11 protein-coding genes are annotated in these 16,493 nt (G+C 61.6%); 4 read left to right on the forward strand and 7 right to left on the reverse strand.

Annotated features, from left to right (window positions below; translation table 11 throughout):
* Positions 1 to 21: 21 nt before the first annotated feature.
* Complete coding sequence (locus tag QM672_RS17215) at positions 22 to 2,013, reverse strand: hypothetical protein (RefSeq protein WP_367622990.1); 1,992 nt, start codon at positions 2,011 to 2,013, stop codon at positions 22 to 24.
* Between the two features lie 549 nt (positions 2,014 to 2,562).
* On the opposite strand from QM672_RS17215, the gene QM672_RS17220 reads away from it, so the two are divergent.
* Entirely contained in the window at positions 2,563 to 4,737 is a 2,175-nt protein-coding gene (locus tag QM672_RS17220) for a type I secretion system permease/ATPase (protein WP_415084009.1), read from the forward strand.
* The gene (locus QM672_RS17225; RefSeq protein ID WP_367622992.1) at positions 4,734 to 6,179 is read left to right on the forward strand and encodes an HlyD family type I secretion periplasmic adaptor subunit; all 1,446 of its coding nucleotides are present in this window, start codon (positions 4,734 to 4,736) and stop codon (positions 6,177 to 6,179) included. Before QM672_RS17220 ends, QM672_RS17225 begins: the two co-directional genes overlap by 4 nt.
* Positions 6,180 to 6,221: 42 nt before the next feature.
* Here the strand turns inward: QM672_RS17225 and QM672_RS17230 are convergent, their stop codons facing one another.
* The gene (locus QM672_RS17230; protein WP_415084011.1) at positions 6,222 to 8,471 is read right to left on the reverse strand and encodes a ComEC/Rec2 family competence protein; all 2,250 of its coding nucleotides are present in this window, start codon (positions 8,469 to 8,471) and stop codon (positions 6,222 to 6,224) included.
* A 218-nt stretch (positions 8,472 to 8,689) separates the two neighbouring features.
* Here QM672_RS17230 and gltX point away from each other — a divergent pair, with 218 nt between their 5' ends.
* Positions 8,690 to 10,120, forward strand: a complete 1,431-nt coding sequence (gene gltX / locus QM672_RS17235) for a glutamate--tRNA ligase (protein ID WP_311935023.1) — start codon at positions 8,690 to 8,692, stop codon at positions 10,118 to 10,120.
* A 303-nt stretch (positions 10,121 to 10,423) separates the two neighbouring features.
* On the forward strand, positions 10,424 to 11,716 hold the full coding sequence (gltA, locus tag QM672_RS17240) for a citrate synthase (RefSeq protein ID WP_311935025.1): 1,293 nt from the start codon (positions 10,424 to 10,426) through the stop codon (positions 11,714 to 11,716).
* A 170-nt stretch (positions 11,717 to 11,886) separates the two neighbouring features.
* On the opposite strand, the gene lpxB is transcribed toward gltA, so the two are convergent.
* The 5 genes from lpxB to lpxD all read right to left on the reverse strand — a co-directional run bounded on the left by lpxB (position 11,887) and on the right by lpxD (position 16,392).
* On the reverse strand, positions 11,887 to 13,056 hold the full coding sequence (gene lpxB, locus QM672_RS17245) for a lipid-A-disaccharide synthase (protein ID WP_415084014.1): 1,170 nt from the start codon (positions 13,054 to 13,056) through the stop codon (positions 11,887 to 11,889).
* A gap of 2 nt (positions 13,057 to 13,058) precedes the next feature.
* Entirely contained in the window at positions 13,059 to 13,949 is an 891-nt protein-coding gene (locus QM672_RS17250) for an LpxI family protein (protein ID WP_367622995.1), read from the reverse strand.
* On the reverse strand, positions 13,946 to 14,782 hold the full coding sequence (gene lpxA, locus QM672_RS17255) for an acyl-ACP--UDP-N-acetylglucosamine O-acyltransferase (protein WP_367622996.1): 837 nt from the start codon (positions 14,780 to 14,782) through the stop codon (positions 13,946 to 13,948). The genes QM672_RS17250 and lpxA overlap by 4 nt, the downstream gene beginning before the upstream one ends.
* Positions 14,782 to 15,246, reverse strand: coding sequence for a 3-hydroxyacyl-ACP dehydratase FabZ (fabZ, locus tag QM672_RS17260; RefSeq protein WP_068296063.1), 465 nt, complete (start codon positions 15,244 to 15,246; stop codon positions 14,782 to 14,784). Before fabZ ends, lpxA begins: the two co-directional genes overlap by 1 nt.
* 69 nt (positions 15,247 to 15,315) lie before the next feature.
* On the reverse strand, positions 15,316 to 16,392 hold the full coding sequence (gene lpxD, locus QM672_RS17265; RefSeq protein WP_311935033.1) for a UDP-3-O-(3-hydroxymyristoyl)glucosamine N-acyltransferase: 1,077 nt from the start codon (positions 16,390 to 16,392) through the stop codon (positions 15,316 to 15,318).
* Positions 16,393 to 16,493: the final 101 nt, after the last annotated feature.

A 16,493-nucleotide genomic window follows, 5' to 3' on the forward strand; every position in this document is an offset into this window, starting at 1 on the left:
CAGACGCGATGCAGCCAACGCTCAGGTGAGGCCGATGATGTCGCTGCTTTGCAAATTGACCGTGCCCTGGATCGCGATCTGAAAATCCGCCTTCTTGTCACCATTTATATCGCCCTGCAGCATGGTCTGCCCACCCTGGAAGATATAACGCAGTTCACCCGACGAGCCGGTGAAATCGCTATTGGCGATCAGGCTGTGGAACTCCTGAAAACTGAGGTCGATTTTGTCCTCGCCTTGGGTGAAGTCCATGATCGTGTCGGTTGCCGCACGGGTCAATCCGCTGTCCTTGACGCCCAGCAGTTTGAAGATGTCGTTGCCGCCCTCCCCCCAAAGGATGTCGGCTCCAACGCCGCCGGCGATGATGTCGTTGCCGTCATTGCCGTGCAGTGTTTCCGCTATCGCTCCGCCGACGATGGTGTCGTTGCCGGCGGTGCCCCACACGATCTCGAAGCCTTTCACATTCTCGCTGCCGCCGGATGTGCCGAAGGTTGCGGTCTGAGCATTCAGGCCGAGAGCCGCCGTGATGCCCAGATTGATATTGAGCGGGTCGGTCGTAGCGGGATCGACAGTGAAGACGTCGATCCCGGTGCTGCCATCCACCTTGTCGGTACCGCCATCGTTCGAGGCAAAATAGACGTCATTGCCCGCACCGAGGCCATAGATGTCGTTGCCGGCCTGATCGTGGACATATTCGACACTGGCACCACCGACAAAGGTATCGTTGCCCGCCCCCAAATAGAAGTCGCCGGTCACCAGACCGGCACCGGACTCGGTGAACTTGTCGTTGCCAGCTCCGGTCTGGACATTGCCGTAGATGGTACCGCTGTTGGTGATGGTATTACCGCCATCGCCACCATAGACACCCCTATAGATCGTCTTGCTGTTGGTGAGGGTGTTGACCCCCTCGCCCAGATCGATGCCGTCGACGCTGCCCGAATTGGTGATCTTGTCGTTGCCGTTGCCAGCCGAGATGAAACCGTAGATCACGCCGGTGTTGGTCGCCGTATCATCTCCCGTACCCAGCCAGACGGCGCCATCGATCTCCTTGCCGTTGGTAAGGCTGTCATTGCCGGCACCGAGGTCCAACGCGCCCTGGAAATACTGTTCGCTTCCAGCATCGTAGCCATAGGCCGTGTCGCCGACGATCAACCCCGTATTGCTTATGACGTCGGCTCCCAAACTTCCAAGTATCGTTCCGTACAACTTTCCTGAGTTCTTGATGGTACTGTTGCCTTGCCAAAGGCCTATCGAAACCTGGACATCCCGCTGAGTATCGTCTGCGAAAGTCAGGAGCTGATCATTGCCGATTACAATGCCCGAGTTCGTAACGACATTCTTGCCTTCGTTGATCAGGATCGAACCATCGATCTCTCCGGTATTGGTGACGGTATTGCCGGCGGTCGGGACTCCCAGGGAATTCAGCGGAGCCCCGCCAAAGAGACCGATGTCGCCTTGAATCAGCTTGCTGTTGGTAATGCTGCCAAGCCCGCCGGACCGAATGGCATAACCGCTATCCGTAGAGATCGTCCCGGCGTTCGTCACCGTCAATGTCGCAGCGCTGTTATTATAGATTCCGAAATCGCCACCAGAAATGGTCGCGCCTGCCAGATTCTTTACGGAGATTTTTGCGTTGGAATAGAGATTGCTGCCTGAATCGCCGACGTAATAGATGGCCCCCGCATCCCCTCGGATAATTCCTGAATTCGCGACATCCAAGGCCGCATTTGTCCCGATGCCGTAGAGGGAACCGTAGATGGAGCCTTCCGTTCCCACATTGACCTTTGTCGTTACAAGGGTGCTCGTGGGCGGCGCGTTCACGGCAAGGCCGTCTCCTTGCAGGCCGCTAACCCCGCCATTGATCGTTACAGTCCAGGGGCCGCCGTCGAGCTGGAGCCCCAGACTGTCGGCGGAAATAATGTAGGAATCCAAATTTACCTTGTAGGTGCTTCCTGCTGCACCCGTCGCGAAAACGCTGTCATGGGTGATACCGGTTGGAAGTACAATGTTGCTCATGGAGAATTCCTGGCCTGCGCTCAGTTAGCGATGGAATACCTGACATCCAAGCCACTTCACCTTATCGGCTTGGCAGTGAGAACGATCGCGAGCATACATGACGTCTGGTATCCATGCGATGGCTTTACTCGATCTCCATGAAAATATTTTCAAGCCAGAGCAATATTCGCCCCAAAAACAAAACACGATTTTTATAATAGAAATTTACGCTGGATATTTAGTCTAATTTATCAAAATTTTTCCTTGAAAAGATTTTCACAATCATATTTAAAACTAAAATTTATTATAAAAATATTATAGAACATTGAAATTCATTGCAAAAACGCCCAAACCCTTATTTGTCATTTATACAGACCTGCCTGCCAATTAATGATTTGGTCCTTTAACGATCTTTCTTTGTAATGTACTGTAAAATCGTCGCACTGTCGCAACGGCGGCGTTGTCAGTTGGTCGTAAGATTAAATCCGGGTTGAATTGATGATGGTCGGTTAGTTTGCGTTCCTTGCCACTGCGAGCACTTGCGACTAGGTCGCCCGAGGTCTTCCACTCATGAACGAAATATCACAGAGCACGGGAGAGCCAGAGAAACTCGACTCCGGCCTCGCTGCGCTATGCGGTGTGGCAAACTATTTCCGAATTGCAGCCGATCCCATGCATATGCGCCGGGAGCTTGCGCTGGGAAACAGAGAGAGCACCAATGTCGATCTGGTTCGAGCCGCAGCCATCGTCGGTCTCAAGGCTCGCACCATCAATGCGGCCAAGGCCAAACGCCTGCAGTCCATTCCGGTGCCGGCCATCGTCAAGCTGCGGGAGGGGGCCCATGCCATCTATGGAGGCTTGATGGCCTCCGGAGACTATCGGTTGGTCGATCCTGTCACGCGCGTGGCACGCGGCGTGTCGGTGGAAGACCTGCTCGATCAGATCGAGCCGGAGGTCATCTTGGTCGCCCGCCGTCTCAAGGGCCCTGGCATCGATCCAAAAGCCTTCAGCCTACGCTGGTTCTTGCCCTCGATCTGGCGCTACCGCAAGCCACTGGCCCATGTCCTGGTCGCATCGATCTTCGTGCAGATCTTCGCGCTGATCACGCCGCTCTTCTTCCAGGTGATCGTCGACAAGGTCCTGGTGCATCAGGGCTATTCGACGCTCCTCGTGCTGGTCCTCGGCCTGGTGATCATCGGTGTCTTCGACGTTTCGCTGCAATATCTGCGCACCTATGTCCTTTCGCATACGACGAGCCGCATCGATGTCGAGCTTGGCCGCCGCCTCTTCCATCACCTGCTACGCTTGCCGCTCGGCTATTTCGAGACCAGGGCGGCAGGCCAGACCGTCGCCCGCGTGAGGGAGCTCGAGACGATACGCTCCTTTCTGACAGGCCAGGGCCTGTTCTCGGCGATCGACCTGTTCTTCACCTTCATCTTCATCGCCGTTCTCTTCCTCTATTCCTGGAAGCTGACGCTGATCGTCATCGCGGCGATCCCGCTCTATTTGATCATCACCCTGCTGGTGCGTCCGCATCTGCGAGACAAGGTCAAGCAGAAGTTCAACACGGGAGCCGAAAGCCAGCAATTCCTGGTCGAGACCGTAGTGGGCATCCAGACGCTCAAAGCCGCGGCCGTCGAGCCGGCTACGCAGTCGCAATGGGAGGAGCGGCTCGCCGCCTATGTCCGCACGGCCTTCGATGCAACGCTCCTGGCGAGCATCGGCCAGAACGCCATTCAATATGTCAGCAAGCTGATGACGGCCGCCCTGCTCTTTTTCGGCGCCATGGCCGTGATCCGCGGCGAGATCACGGTAGGCGAACTCGTTGCTTTCAACATGATCTCCGGGCAGGTGATGCAACCCATCCTGCGCCTATCGCAGTTGTGGCAGGATTTCCAGCAGGTGCAGGTTTCCATCGAAAGACTGGGAGACATTCTCAACACCGTTCCGGAACATTCACCCCGGATGCCGTTGGCGTTGCCGACGCCGCGCGGACAGATTGCCTTCCGGAACGTATCCTTCCGCTACAGAGCCGGTTTGCCGGAAGTTCTCAAAACCATCACCCTGCAGATCAATCCGGGCGAGGTGATCGGCATTGTCGGTCCGTCGGGTTCGGGCAAATCGACGTTGACCAAGCTGATCCAGCGTCTCTACACGCCGGTAGAGGGACAGATCTTTCTCGACGGAGCCGATATTTCACAGGTCGACCCGGCTTGGCTGCGCAGCAATATCGGCGTGGTCCTGCAGGAAAACCTGCTGTTTCACCGTTCGGTTCACGACAATATCGCCTTGGCCAATCCAACGATGTCACGCGGCGCAGTGGTGCAGGTCGCACGCCTTGCCGGCGCCGACGAATTCATCAGCAAGCTGCCGAGCGGCTACGAGACCATCATCGAGGAACGCGGCGCCAATCTCTCGGGTGGGCAAAGACAGCGCCTCGCCATTGCTCGTGCTTTGGCAACCAATCCGCCGATCCTCATTTTCGACGAGGCCACGAGCGCCCTCGACTATGAGAGCGAGCGTGTCATCCATCGTAACATGCGACAGATCGTCAAGGGGCGCACGGTCATCATCATCGCCCACCGGCTTGCCGCCGTCAGGAACTGCAACCGCATCATCAGCATGGCCGATGGGCGCATTGTCGAGATCGGCACGCATGACGCATTGGTGGCGAGAAAAGGTGGTCTCTATGCTCATCTGTGGGCGCTGCAGACCAGCCAGGCGAGTGGGGAGGACGTATCGTGAGTACCGCCTCACTCTCCACCGCACGCAAGCGGCCCACACCGCGGCGATCCGATCAGGAGTTCCTGCCGGCGGCGCTCGAAATTCTGGAAACCCCGGCGTCTCCGGCAAGGCTGGCGCTGCTGCTGCTGATCTGCGGTTTCCTTGCCAGCGCGCTGGCCTGGTCCTACTTCAGCCGGATCGACATCTTTGCCGTCGCTGCCGGCAAGATCCGGCCGATCGGCCAGATCAAGACCATCGAGCCCCTGGAAACAGGACGCATTCGGGCGATCCGGGTCGACAATGGCGCGCATGTGAAGGCCGGGGACATCCTCGTTGAACTCGACACCGTCGAGACCGAGGCCGACGTCGGCAACATCGCGGCAAGCCTGGCCGCCTATCAAGCCGAAGCCTTGCGCCGACGGGCAGCGATCGAAACTGCGGAGAAGAACATCGTCGATATAGCCCCCGCCATCCCATGGCCCGAGACCATTCCCGCCAATGTGCGTGCACGCGAGGAACAGGTGCTGCGCGATGACCTGGCAAGCCTGCGCGCCGAGTTGAACAGCTTGGCTGCCAAGAAGGCGGTGAAGACGGCGGAACGTGATCGGCTGATCGCCACCACGACTTCCCAGGCGACCCTGATAGAGACCCTGCAGAGCCGGGTCGACATGAGAAACACGCTGATGGAGAAGAATGCCGGCACGCGCACGAACCTGTTTGACGCGCTCCAGGCTCTCCAGTCGGAAAAATCCGCCCTCGCCGCCAACAATGGCTGGCTGGAGCAGGCGAAGGCCGAGATGGTCACCTTCACGGTTGAAGCCACCAAGATCCGGGATGCCTTCATCAGCGACAACTCCCAGAAAAAGGCGAATGCCGAACGCCAGGCCGATGACCTCAGCCATCGCCTGATCAAGGCGAAGGCGAGCCTCGAACACAAGACCTTGACCAGCCCAATTGACGGCACTGTACAGTCCGTCTCCGTGACCACCATCGGCCAGGTCGTGACCACAGGCCAGGAATTGATGCGGGTGGTCCCAGCCAATGCCACGCTCGAAATCGAAGCCTATGTGGAGAACAAGGACATCGCTTTCGTCCATAAGGGCCAGGAGGCCATCGTCAAGGTGGAGGCCTTCCCGTTCACCCGCTACGGTACGATCTCCGGCCTCGTGACGCATGTCGCCGCCGACTCCATCCCTGCGCCGGAAGCCCAGCGCGCCGAAGGCGACCCGACGCAGGCCATCCGACAGCAGGATATGTTTGCCGGCGCTTCGAGGGTTCAGGCACTCGTCTATCCCGTCACGCTCACTCCTTCGACCACCTTCATTGCAGCAGACGGCAACAAGGTGCCGCTCGGAGCAGGCATGACGGTAAGCGTCGAGATCAAGACCGGCAGCCGGCGTGTCCTGGAATATCTCTTCTCGCCCCTTGTCGAGGTGTCGTCCCAGGCGATGCGCGAGCGCTGATCCGCGGCGCGGAGAACCCAGGCGCTTCCCCCTGGGCATATGTCAGTCGTCAGCGTTCGGCTGCGAAGGTCCCAGATCTGCGTCGGGGATGGGGGAGCCCCGAGGCGAATCGACAAGCGGAGCCTGCGTAGCGGGCGGCGTGGCACTGGCAACCGGCTTCGTTCTGGCCGGAGCCCAGGGACGGGCCCCCTCGAGGTCACGCGCCATGACGATGCGCCAGGTGAGGCGGCCGTCGCCGCCACGCGGGCCGGCATAGAGCGCGATCGAACCCGCCGCACGGATCAGCTCTCGGTCCAGTGTCAGGCCAAGCGCGGCACAACGGGCACCGATCGAAACCGGCCCGGCCAGGACGCTGACGCGCCCGCAATCCTCCTCCGCCGCATTCGCCGTCTTGTCGAGCATGAAGACCCCGCCTTCCTCGATAGGCGCGGAACAACCTTCCCTATCGCATAGGCGCTGCGCTGCCAGAGTGGGATCCTCCGGCTTGCGCCGATCACCCATGGCCAGCAGCCATTGCTGAACGGTGAAAGCATCGGACCGCTGCGCGAGCACGGTCAATTGATCGCCCTTGCGAACGAGGGCCGCATAGCCGTTGGCGCCGAACAAGGCCGCCGGCAGCGGCGCTGTCGCGGCCAGGGCAATACCCCCGCCAAGGGGCAACAAGGCCAGCAAAGCCAGGCGCGTGCGCAGGATGGTCAGCAGAACCAGCGTCAGGGCGAACAATCCGAGAGCAACGGTCGAAAATTGCGGCATCACGAGGTCGGAACCGGGCCAGGTAGCAACCGAACGGGCCACCTGCATGAACAGGCCGACCGCCCAACCCATCGCCTGCCAGAATGGAGCGCCATAGCCGAACGGCTCGGCCACCAGCGCCAGCATGGCGAGTGGCATGATCAGGAAGGAAACGATGGGAGTCGCGACCAGGTTGGAGGCCAGCGACTGCAAGGTAAGACGATGGAAATGAAAGGCCGAGAACGGCGCCGTGGCGAGCGAGGCGACGATCGTCGTCAGCATCATGGCAAGGACCAAGGTCACGGCGCCGCCAATGGCCCTTTCCCACGCCATCGCAGATTTCTCTCGCTTACGCCGGCTCCATTGCTCATGTGCGATCACCAGCATCGCCACTGCCGCAAAGGACATCTGGAAGCTCGGCCCCAGAAGCTGCTCCGGTGTCGTCAACAGGACGAAGCTCGCGGCCAGGGCGACGTTGCGCCGGGTGATGGCATTGCGTCCCAGAGCTACGGCCAGCAGCACGATGGCCGTCATCAGGAAGGATCGGACGGTCGCGACCTCGGCACCGGAAAACAGCGTATAGGCCGCCGCCGGCAGCAGCGAGAGCAGCGCAGCGAGTTCCTTGGTGCCCCGGTAGAGCACGATGCGGCGCGACAAGGCCAGCATGGCGCGGATGAGGCCGAACAGCCCACCCGCAAACAGCGCCATGTGCAGGCCGGAAATCGAAACGACATGGTAGAGGCCGGAAGCGCGCAGCGCATCGTTGGCATCGCCGGGTATCTGGCCGCGCTTGCCGGTAACCTGCGATGCGGCGATCGCCCCATTCTCCCCCTGTATCGTCTCGACGATCCGCCGGGTCAGAGCGTTGCGCTGCCGATCGATCCAGATAGTGAAGGCTTCCGCCCAGCTTGCTTCGACCGGACTGGCGGCGGGCGAGATCTTGCCTGCTGCGAAGCCAACGCCGCCAATGCCGTCGAAGAAGGCATCGCGGGCAAAGTCATAGCCGCCCGGCAAGGCCGGTGGCGGGGGCGGTCGCATGACGGCCTTGAGGCTGACGCTGTCGCCGGCACGGATTTCGCTGCCCTTGCGGACCGTGAGGCGTATGCGGGCCGGCATGGCTGCGGGCTCCAGTTTCTCCACCGAGACCGGTCTGATGACGATGCGGGCACTGCTGCCCAGGCGGGGCTCGACCGAAAGGACGAGGCCTGTGACGGCTCCCGCCATCGAACGCGAAAGCTGCGGCGCGGCGACGCTCATCGTACGCAGCTCGGCCGAGCAAAAGCCCGCTCCCACCGCCGTCAGGCAGACCAGGCCGACATGCAACCCCCAGCGCCCTCGCAAACCATAGGCAAGGCAGGCCATGCCCACGGTAAGAAATGCCGGAAAGACAAGACCGGGCTCTTCCGGTGCCGCGAAATAGGCAATGACGCCCAGACCCAGAAAGATCGGAACGACGAGAGCAAGCTCGAAGGCGGCCATCTCGGCTGCAAGCGCGGCTGCCACCCAGGCCAGCAGCCGCTGCAGCCCCTGCCCGAACAGCATGCCACCAGGCAATGCCAATCCCCGCTGTCCCGGCTTTCCGCCAAGGACACCAACTCGCGCGCGGCCCCGATCATTCTCAGGCAAAGGCGCCCCCGCCGCTACCGCCCGATGAAACCCTGTGCTAAAGCCCCAAGCTTATTGATGTGATCCGGGTTAGCCAAGGGCCTCCACACTTCCGCCTCTATGCTGCTTCGCTGTGGCTTCGCTCTCCCTGCTTTTTGGAATTGCCAACTTCGATGTCTACTCCTGTCGTCACCCGCTTTGCTCCCTCCCCCACGGGCTTCCTCCATATCGGCGGCGGCCGCACGGCGCTGTTCAATTGGCTCTATGCCAGGGCCAAGGGCGGCAAGATGCTGCTGCGCATCGAGGACACCGATCGTGAACGTTCGACCGATGCCGCCATCACCGCCATCCTGGACGGCCTGGCCTGGCTCGGCCTCGACTGGGACGGCGATCCGATTTTCCAGTTCTCCCGCGCGGCTCGTCATCGCGAGGTCGCCGAGTCGATGCTCGCTCAGGGCAAGGCCTATTATTGCTACGCCACCCAGCAGGAGCTCGAGGAGATGCGCGAGCTCGCCCGCAAGGAAGGACGGCCGCCGCGCTATGACGGCCGCTGGCGCGACCGCGACCCGGCGACCGCCCCCAAGGACGTCAAGCCGGTGATCCGCCTGCGTGCCCCCACCGAGGGCGAGACTGTCATTCATGACGACGTCCAGGGCACCGTGCGCTGGGCCAACAAGGATCTCGACGATCTCGTCCTGCTGCGCTCCGACGGCACGCCGACCTATATGCTGGCCGTGGTGGTCGACGACCACGACATGGGTATCACCCACATCATTCGCGGCGACGATCATCTCACCAATGCCGCCCGCCAGAAGCAGATCTATGAAGCCATGGGTTGGGAGGTGCCGCATATGGCGCATATTCCGCTGATCCATGGGCCCGATGGCGCCAAGCTCTCCAAGCGCCATGGCGCACTCGGCGTCGATGCCTATCGCGCCATGGGTTACCTGCCGGCGGCAATGCGCAATTATCTGGTGCGCCTGTCCTGGAGCCATGGCGACCAGGAAGTGTTCACCACCAAGGAGATGATCGAGCATTTCGATACGGGTGCCATCGGCAAATCAGCCGCCCGCTTTGATTTCAAGAAGCTCGAAAACCTCAATGGCATCTATATGCGCAACTCCACGGACGAGGAATTGCTCGCCGCCATCGACCAGTTGCTGCCCCATATTCCCAATGGCCCTGACCTCGCTGCCCAACTCGCCGCCGGCAATGGTGCCAGGCGCTCCCAATTGCTCGCCGCCATGTCGGGCCTGAAGGAACGCGCCAAGACCCTGGTGGAACTGCTGGATGGCGCCAATTTCCTGTTTGTCTCGCGCCCCCTGCCGTTGGACGACAAGGCCAAGGCCATGCTGAATGAGGAAGCGCGCGCGACCATCGCCCTGCTGCTGCCGCGTTTCGAAGCCTTGACCGAATGGAGCGCCAGTGCGACCGAGGCCACGGTGCGGGCCGCGGCCGAGGAAACCGGCGCCAAGCTCGGCTCGCTCGCCCAACCGCTGCGGGCTGCGCTCACCGGCCGTACCACCTCCCCACCGGTCTTCGACGTGCTGGCCGTCCTCGGTCGCGAAGAAAGCCTGGCCCGGCTGAAGGATCAGGCTGGCTGAGACCAAGCGCCGCATGATTGTGTTTCCCGCGCATCGGGTTTCACGCAATAGGTGTATTTTTCGCAGCTTTGGCGCGAAAGATTTGGAAAGCTTTCGCGTCAAAGTGGGGCAATCGACCCCACCCTGGACTATTGCTGCCAGGCCTGTCGCCGAACCGACAGTTCACCTCTTCGTCTTTCTTGCGGCATTGCAGCAAATGGTCTACCCAACACCGACGGATCGGCGATACGTAGGCCTTACTTGAGCCGGGGGGCTCCTTTCTGGCCAAGGCGTGACCGCGTATTTCCGTACAAGGAGGATTGCATGAGCGGTAACACGGCGACTCTGACTATTGGTGACAAGGCAATCGAATTGCCAACCAAGGCCGGCTCCGTTGGTCCGACGGTTGTTGATATTGCGCCCCTTTATAAGCATACGGGCATGTTTACCTATGATCCGGGCTTCACCTCGACGGCGAGCTGTGAGTCCCAGATCACCTATATCGATGGCGATGAGGGCGTACTGCTCTATCGCGGCTACCCGATCGAGCAACTTGCCGAGCATGGCGACTTCCTCGAAACCTGTTATCTGCTGCTCTACGGCGAACTGCCGACAGCCGCCCAGAAGGCAGACTTCGACTATCGCGTCACGCGCCACACCATGGTGCATGAGCAGATGGCCCGCTTCTTCCAGGGCTTCCGCCGTGACGCCCATCCGATGGCGGTGATGGTCGCCTCGGTCGGTGCCCTCTCGGCCTTCTATCACGACTCCACCGACATCTCTGACCCGCATCAGCGCATGATCTCGTCGATGCGGCTGATCGCCAAGATGCCGACCCTGGCTGCGATGGCCTACAAATACACCATCGGCCAGCCTTTCGTGTATCCGCAGAACAATCTGGACTATCCGTCCAACTTCCTGCGCATGTGCTTCTCGGTCCCCTGCGAGGACTACAAGCCCAATCCGATCCTGGCCCGCGCGCTCGATCGTATCTTCATCCTGCATGCCGATCACGAGCAGAACGCCTCGACCTCGACGGTGCGCCTCGCCGGCTCCTCGGGCGCCAATCCCTTTGCCTGCATCGCCGCCGGCATCGCCTGCCTGTGGGGTCCCGCCCATGGCGGCGCCAACGAAGCCGCGCTCAAGATGCTGCAGGAAATCGGCACCGTCGATCGCATTCCGCAATATATCGCCAAGGCCAAGGACAAAAACGATCCGTTCCGCCTGATGGGCTTCGGCCACCGGGTCTACAAGAACTACGATCCGCGCGCCAAGATCATGCAGCGCACCACCCATGAGGTGCTCAACGAACTCGGCCACAAGGATGACCCGCTGCTCGAGGTCGCGCTGGAGCTCGAGCGCATCGCCTTGCACGACGAGTACTTCATCGAAAAGAAGCTCTATCCCAACATCGACTTCTATTCGGGCATCACCCTCAAGGCGATGGGCTTCCCGACCTCGATGTTCACCGTGCTGTTCGCCCTTGCCCGCACGGTCGGCTGGATCGCCCAGTGGAAGGAAATGATCGAGGATCCGTCCCAGAAGATCGGCCGCCCGCGCCAGCTCTATACCGGCGCAGCCCGTCGCGACTACGTTTCACCAGCCCAGCGCCGCTAGAGCGTTTTCCAGAAAAGTTGATAGACTTTTCGATTAAGAAAACGCGTCAAAACAAAAGGTTAGAGAAAAGTGCGATTCAGCGAAATCGCCCTTTTCTCTAGAAGAACAAAGGGCGGATCCTCAGATCCGCCCTTTTGGTTTCCAGCCTCTGTTTCGTATGCTCGAAGCGTTCACTTCGTCTTGCCGGCGATGGTTTCCAGGACGATGCGGGCCGCTCGTTGCGAGGGTGTTTCCCCCACGACCTGCATGCGCTGATCGATCTCGTCGAACGCTTGCATCTGGGCGTGCCGCTCGTCCGTATCCCCCAGCAATCCAGTCATCAGGTCGGCCAGGTGTTCCGGCACGACTTCTTCCTGGAAAAGTTCGGGTACCGCCCGCCGATCGAGAATCAGATTGGGCAGCAGGAAGAAACGGCCCTTGACCAGACGCCTTGCCAGGAAGGCCTCCCAGGCAGGAAAGCGATAGGTGCCGATCATCGGCACCTGCGCCAGGGCCAGTTCGAGCGTCACGGTGCCCGATGCCGCCAGCGCTGCCCGCGCCCGGCGGAAGGCCGCGTATTTCTCATCGGAGTCGGTGATGACGCGCGGCTTCACAGCCCAGCCGGCGGTCGCCTGTCGCAAACGTTCGGCATGGCGCGACACCGTCGGCAGCACGGCATCGAAAGGTCCGATCCTGGTCGACAAGAGCTCGATCGTCCTGCCGAAATCCTCGGTCAGCAATCCTACTTCACTCGAGCGACTGCCGGGAAGCACCAGCACCACCGGTTGCGTTCCCTGCCGGATCGCCTCCTCCGCGGCATCGGGCCGCAATTCGCCCAGGCGCTCCATCAGGGGATGGCCGACATAGGAACAGGGCGGACCGTTCAACCGGCGATAGGCTTCGGGTTCGAACGGCAGCAGAGCGAGCACATGGTCGACATAGGCCCGCATCGACACGGCCCGGCCGGGGCGCCAGGCCCACACGCTGGGCGAAACATAGTTGATGATCGGCAGATGCGGCAGACGCCGGCGCACGCGCTTGGCGACGGCATGGGTGAAATCCGGGCTGTCGATGATCACCAGGCCATCGGGCGGATCGGCAACGATGGCATCGATCACCTGCCAGGCCCGTCGGTAGATCGTGGGGAAGCGGCCGATCACGGCAGCAAAGCCCATCACCGCAATGTCGTCGAGAGGAAACAGGCTCTCCATGCCCTCGCGCGTCATGGCGGGACCGGCAGTGCCCTTGAACACGACAGGCATACCCGCCTGGGCCCGAAGGGCCTGCATCAGCTTGAAACCGAGCTGGTCGCCGGAATGTTCGCCCACGACGATAGCGATCTTCAAGGGCCGATCGGTCATCGTCACACCCCGACAAGGAATAGGCTGGCCGCGTCGGCCGCCGCGATGGTGGCATCACGCTCCAGCACGAGCACATTGCCCGCTTCGATGGCGATACCGGCGAGACCGGCTTTCTTGGCGAGACGCACGGTACGCGGGCCGATGCCCGGAAGATCGGCCCTGAAATCCTGCTCTGGCTTGGCTGCCTTTACCAGCACGCCACCATCCTGCTCGGCCACGGGCGGTCGGCCATGGCGCAACAGGCGTCCGAGCAAGCCAGGCCGGCGCAAAAGAGCCACCCTCCGGATCATATTGTCGGTACCTTCGGCCGCCTCGACGGCCAGCACGCGCTTTTGGGCCACGACCACACCCTGGCCGATATCATCGGCGCCCATGGCGACAAGAGCACGCCGGCCGATGGTGATCCCCTCTAGTTCGGCTGAACTCGGCGACAAGCGGCCAAGCGGCCCCACGGGCGCCATCAACGCCGGCGCGACGTCACGAACGCCGACGACCGCATAGCCGTGCTTTTCCAGGAACACGATCACGCCCCGCAGGAGATTGTCGTCCCCGCCCTCGAGCACGTTGCGGATTTCATCGAGATGCCGGACAGCCTGGATACCTGAGCGTACCATGCCAAGCCCCGGCCGATGCACGGCGCCGGCCAGGACCACGCGGCCGGCGCCCGCCCGGGCCAATTCCTGCAGAACCCCCTTCGGATCGATCAGGCTGACGGGATATTGGGCGTAGCCCGCAAAATCGGCGTCGGCGAAGCCCTTCAAAGGCAAGATCGCGACAGTCTCACCCCGTTTTGCAGCCTCTGCCGCGATCTCGGCCGGCAAACGCCCTGCCCCGGCGATGACCGCCAAGGCAGGCAAGGCCGAAACCACTCCGGCAACAGGCGGTGTGCTCACGCCTCGCTGCCTGCGAGATCGCGCGCCGCCGCATCGCGCGGCGTCACCAGGGCACGATGGCCCCCGGCTCTCACAAAATCGACGATCTCCATGACCGCCGTCTGATCGGCGAAAGTCTCGGCAACGCTCTCGACCCGCTCCTTCAAGGTGCCGGCGGAGGCAAACAGCATGCGATAGGCGTGGCGCAAGGCATGGATCTGTTCCCGCCCGAAGCCGCGGCGCTTCAGGCCGACGATATTGAGGCCAGCCAGGCTGGCGCGATCGCCCAGGGCCATGCCGAAGGGAATCAGATCGTTCTCGACGCCGGACAGGCCACCGACGAAAGCATGAGCGCCGACCCGTGCGAACTGGATCACCGCCGCCGCGCCGCCGAGAATGGCGTAGTCGCCGACAGAAACATGGCCAGCCAGCAAGACGCCATTGGAGAGAATGATGTTGTTGCCGAGCCTGCAGTCGTGCCCGACATGGGAATTGGCAAGAAAGGCGCAGCGGTCGCCGACCACGGTGTGCATGCCGCCACCGCTGGTGCCGGGGTTCATCGTCACCCCTTCGCGGATCAGGCAATCACTGCCGATGGTGAGATCGGAGGGCTCACCGGCATATTTGAGATCCTGCGGCTGGTGCCCCAGCGAGGCGAAGGGGAACACCTTGGTACGCGCACCGATGCTCGTACGCCCAGTGACCACGACATGCGAATGCAACGTGACACCGTCCGCCAGCGTCACTTCAGGCCCGACGACGCAGAACGGGCCGATACTGACGCCCTCGCCGAGCTTCGCTCCCGCCTCGATGACGGCGGTGGGATGAATGGTCTGTTGAGCCCCCCCGACCATTATTCGGTAACCAGCATGGCGGAAACCACAGCCTCGGCTACCGTGACGCCGTCAACCTTGGCCTCACCCTTGTACCACCACATATTGCGGCGATTCTTCAGCTTGGTCAGGTGCAGGCGCATCTGGTCGCCCGGCGTGACCGGCTTGCGGAAACGGCACTCGTCGATGGTCATGAAATAGACGACCTTCGGCTTGGCCTTGCCTTCCGTGCTGAGCACACAAATCGCGCCGGCCGTCTGGGCCATCGCTTCGATCACCAGCACGCCCGGCATCACCGGCTGTTCGGGAAAATGGCCGGTGAAATGCGGCTCGTTGAAGGTGACGTTCTTGATGCCGACGGCGGAATTGTCGCCATCGATTTCGACAATGCGATCCACGAGCAGGAAGGGATAGCGATGCGGCAGCAACGTCAGGAGCTTGCCGATATCTGCAGTTTCCAGCGTTCCAGGGGTTGCTTCACTCATATAGGTCTCGTTTCCTGAACCGGCTCGGCCTTCGGCCAGAGCGCTTAAGCCAAACTCCATTTCGCCCCCTCAGGGAGCGGATCCCTCATCCGTTCCCTGCCCCGACCGAACCCGCGAATTCTTGACCAGCTTCTTGAGCAAAGCCAGTTCGCGGGCATAATCGCCCAGCGGCTGAGCCGGCGTGCCGCCCATGCGTGCGCCCGGCGGCACATCATCCTTGACATTGGCGGCGCCGGCGATCTGGGCACCCATGCCGATGCGGATATGGCCGACCGTGGCAGAGGCGCCGCCCATCACCACGAAATCTTCCAGAACGGTCGAACCGGAGATCCCGACCTTGGACACCAGCACGCAGTGCCGGCCGACCATCACGTTGTGGGCGATCTGCACCTGATTGTCGATCTTGGTACCCTCACCGATGATGGTGTCCCGATTGGCACCTCGGTCTATGGTGGTGCAGGCACCGATCTCGACATCATCCTGCACGACGACGCGGCCGACCTGCGGCACTTTGAGATGGCCGCGCGGCCCCATCGAAAAGCCGAAACCATCCTGGCCAAGGCATGCCCCGGCGTGGATGATGACGCGATTGCCGATCAGCGAATGCTGGATCACGACATTGGGACTGATCGAGCAGTCACGCCCGATCCGCACATCCGGGCCGATCACCGCATTGGCGCCGACGATGGTTCCCGCCCCGATTTCCGCACGAGGCCCGATCACGGCACCAGGGTCGACCGTCACGCCAATCTCGAGCCTCGCTTCGGGATGCACGACGGCGCCCGGTGAAATCCCCTTGGCCCCGAAGAAGGATTGAGGGCGTGCCGCATCCGGGAACAGGGCCATGCCGATCTGCGCGAAGGCGCGGTAGGGCTCGCGCGCCACCAGCAGGGGGGCCTGCTTCGGGGCGCGATCGACGAATTTGGGAGAGATCAGGATGACCGCTGCCTTGGACGTTTCCAGCATCGGCAGGTAATGCGGATTTTCGAGGAAGCTCAGATCGCCTTCCCCGGCCTGATCGAGCGGCGCGACGCGTTCCACCGTCAGGTCCAGCGACAGACCGGCCACGGGTTCAGCGCCGGTGAGCTCGACGATATCGGCAACGGTGAGACGGTTGCGCGCGTGAAAGAATACCGGATCCGTCATCAAGTCCACGCTGCGGTCAGCCCCTCCAAATCCGGCTTCGAGTGGCTGCTTCGAAACCGGCGATCTTTTCCATCATGAATAGACCAGTCCCTTTGCAAAAG

Source organism: Labrys sp. (in: a-proteobacteria), from assembly GCF_047605565.1.
Classification (GTDB): domain Bacteria; phylum Pseudomonadota; class Alphaproteobacteria; order Rhizobiales; family Labraceae; genus Labrys; species Labrys neptuniae.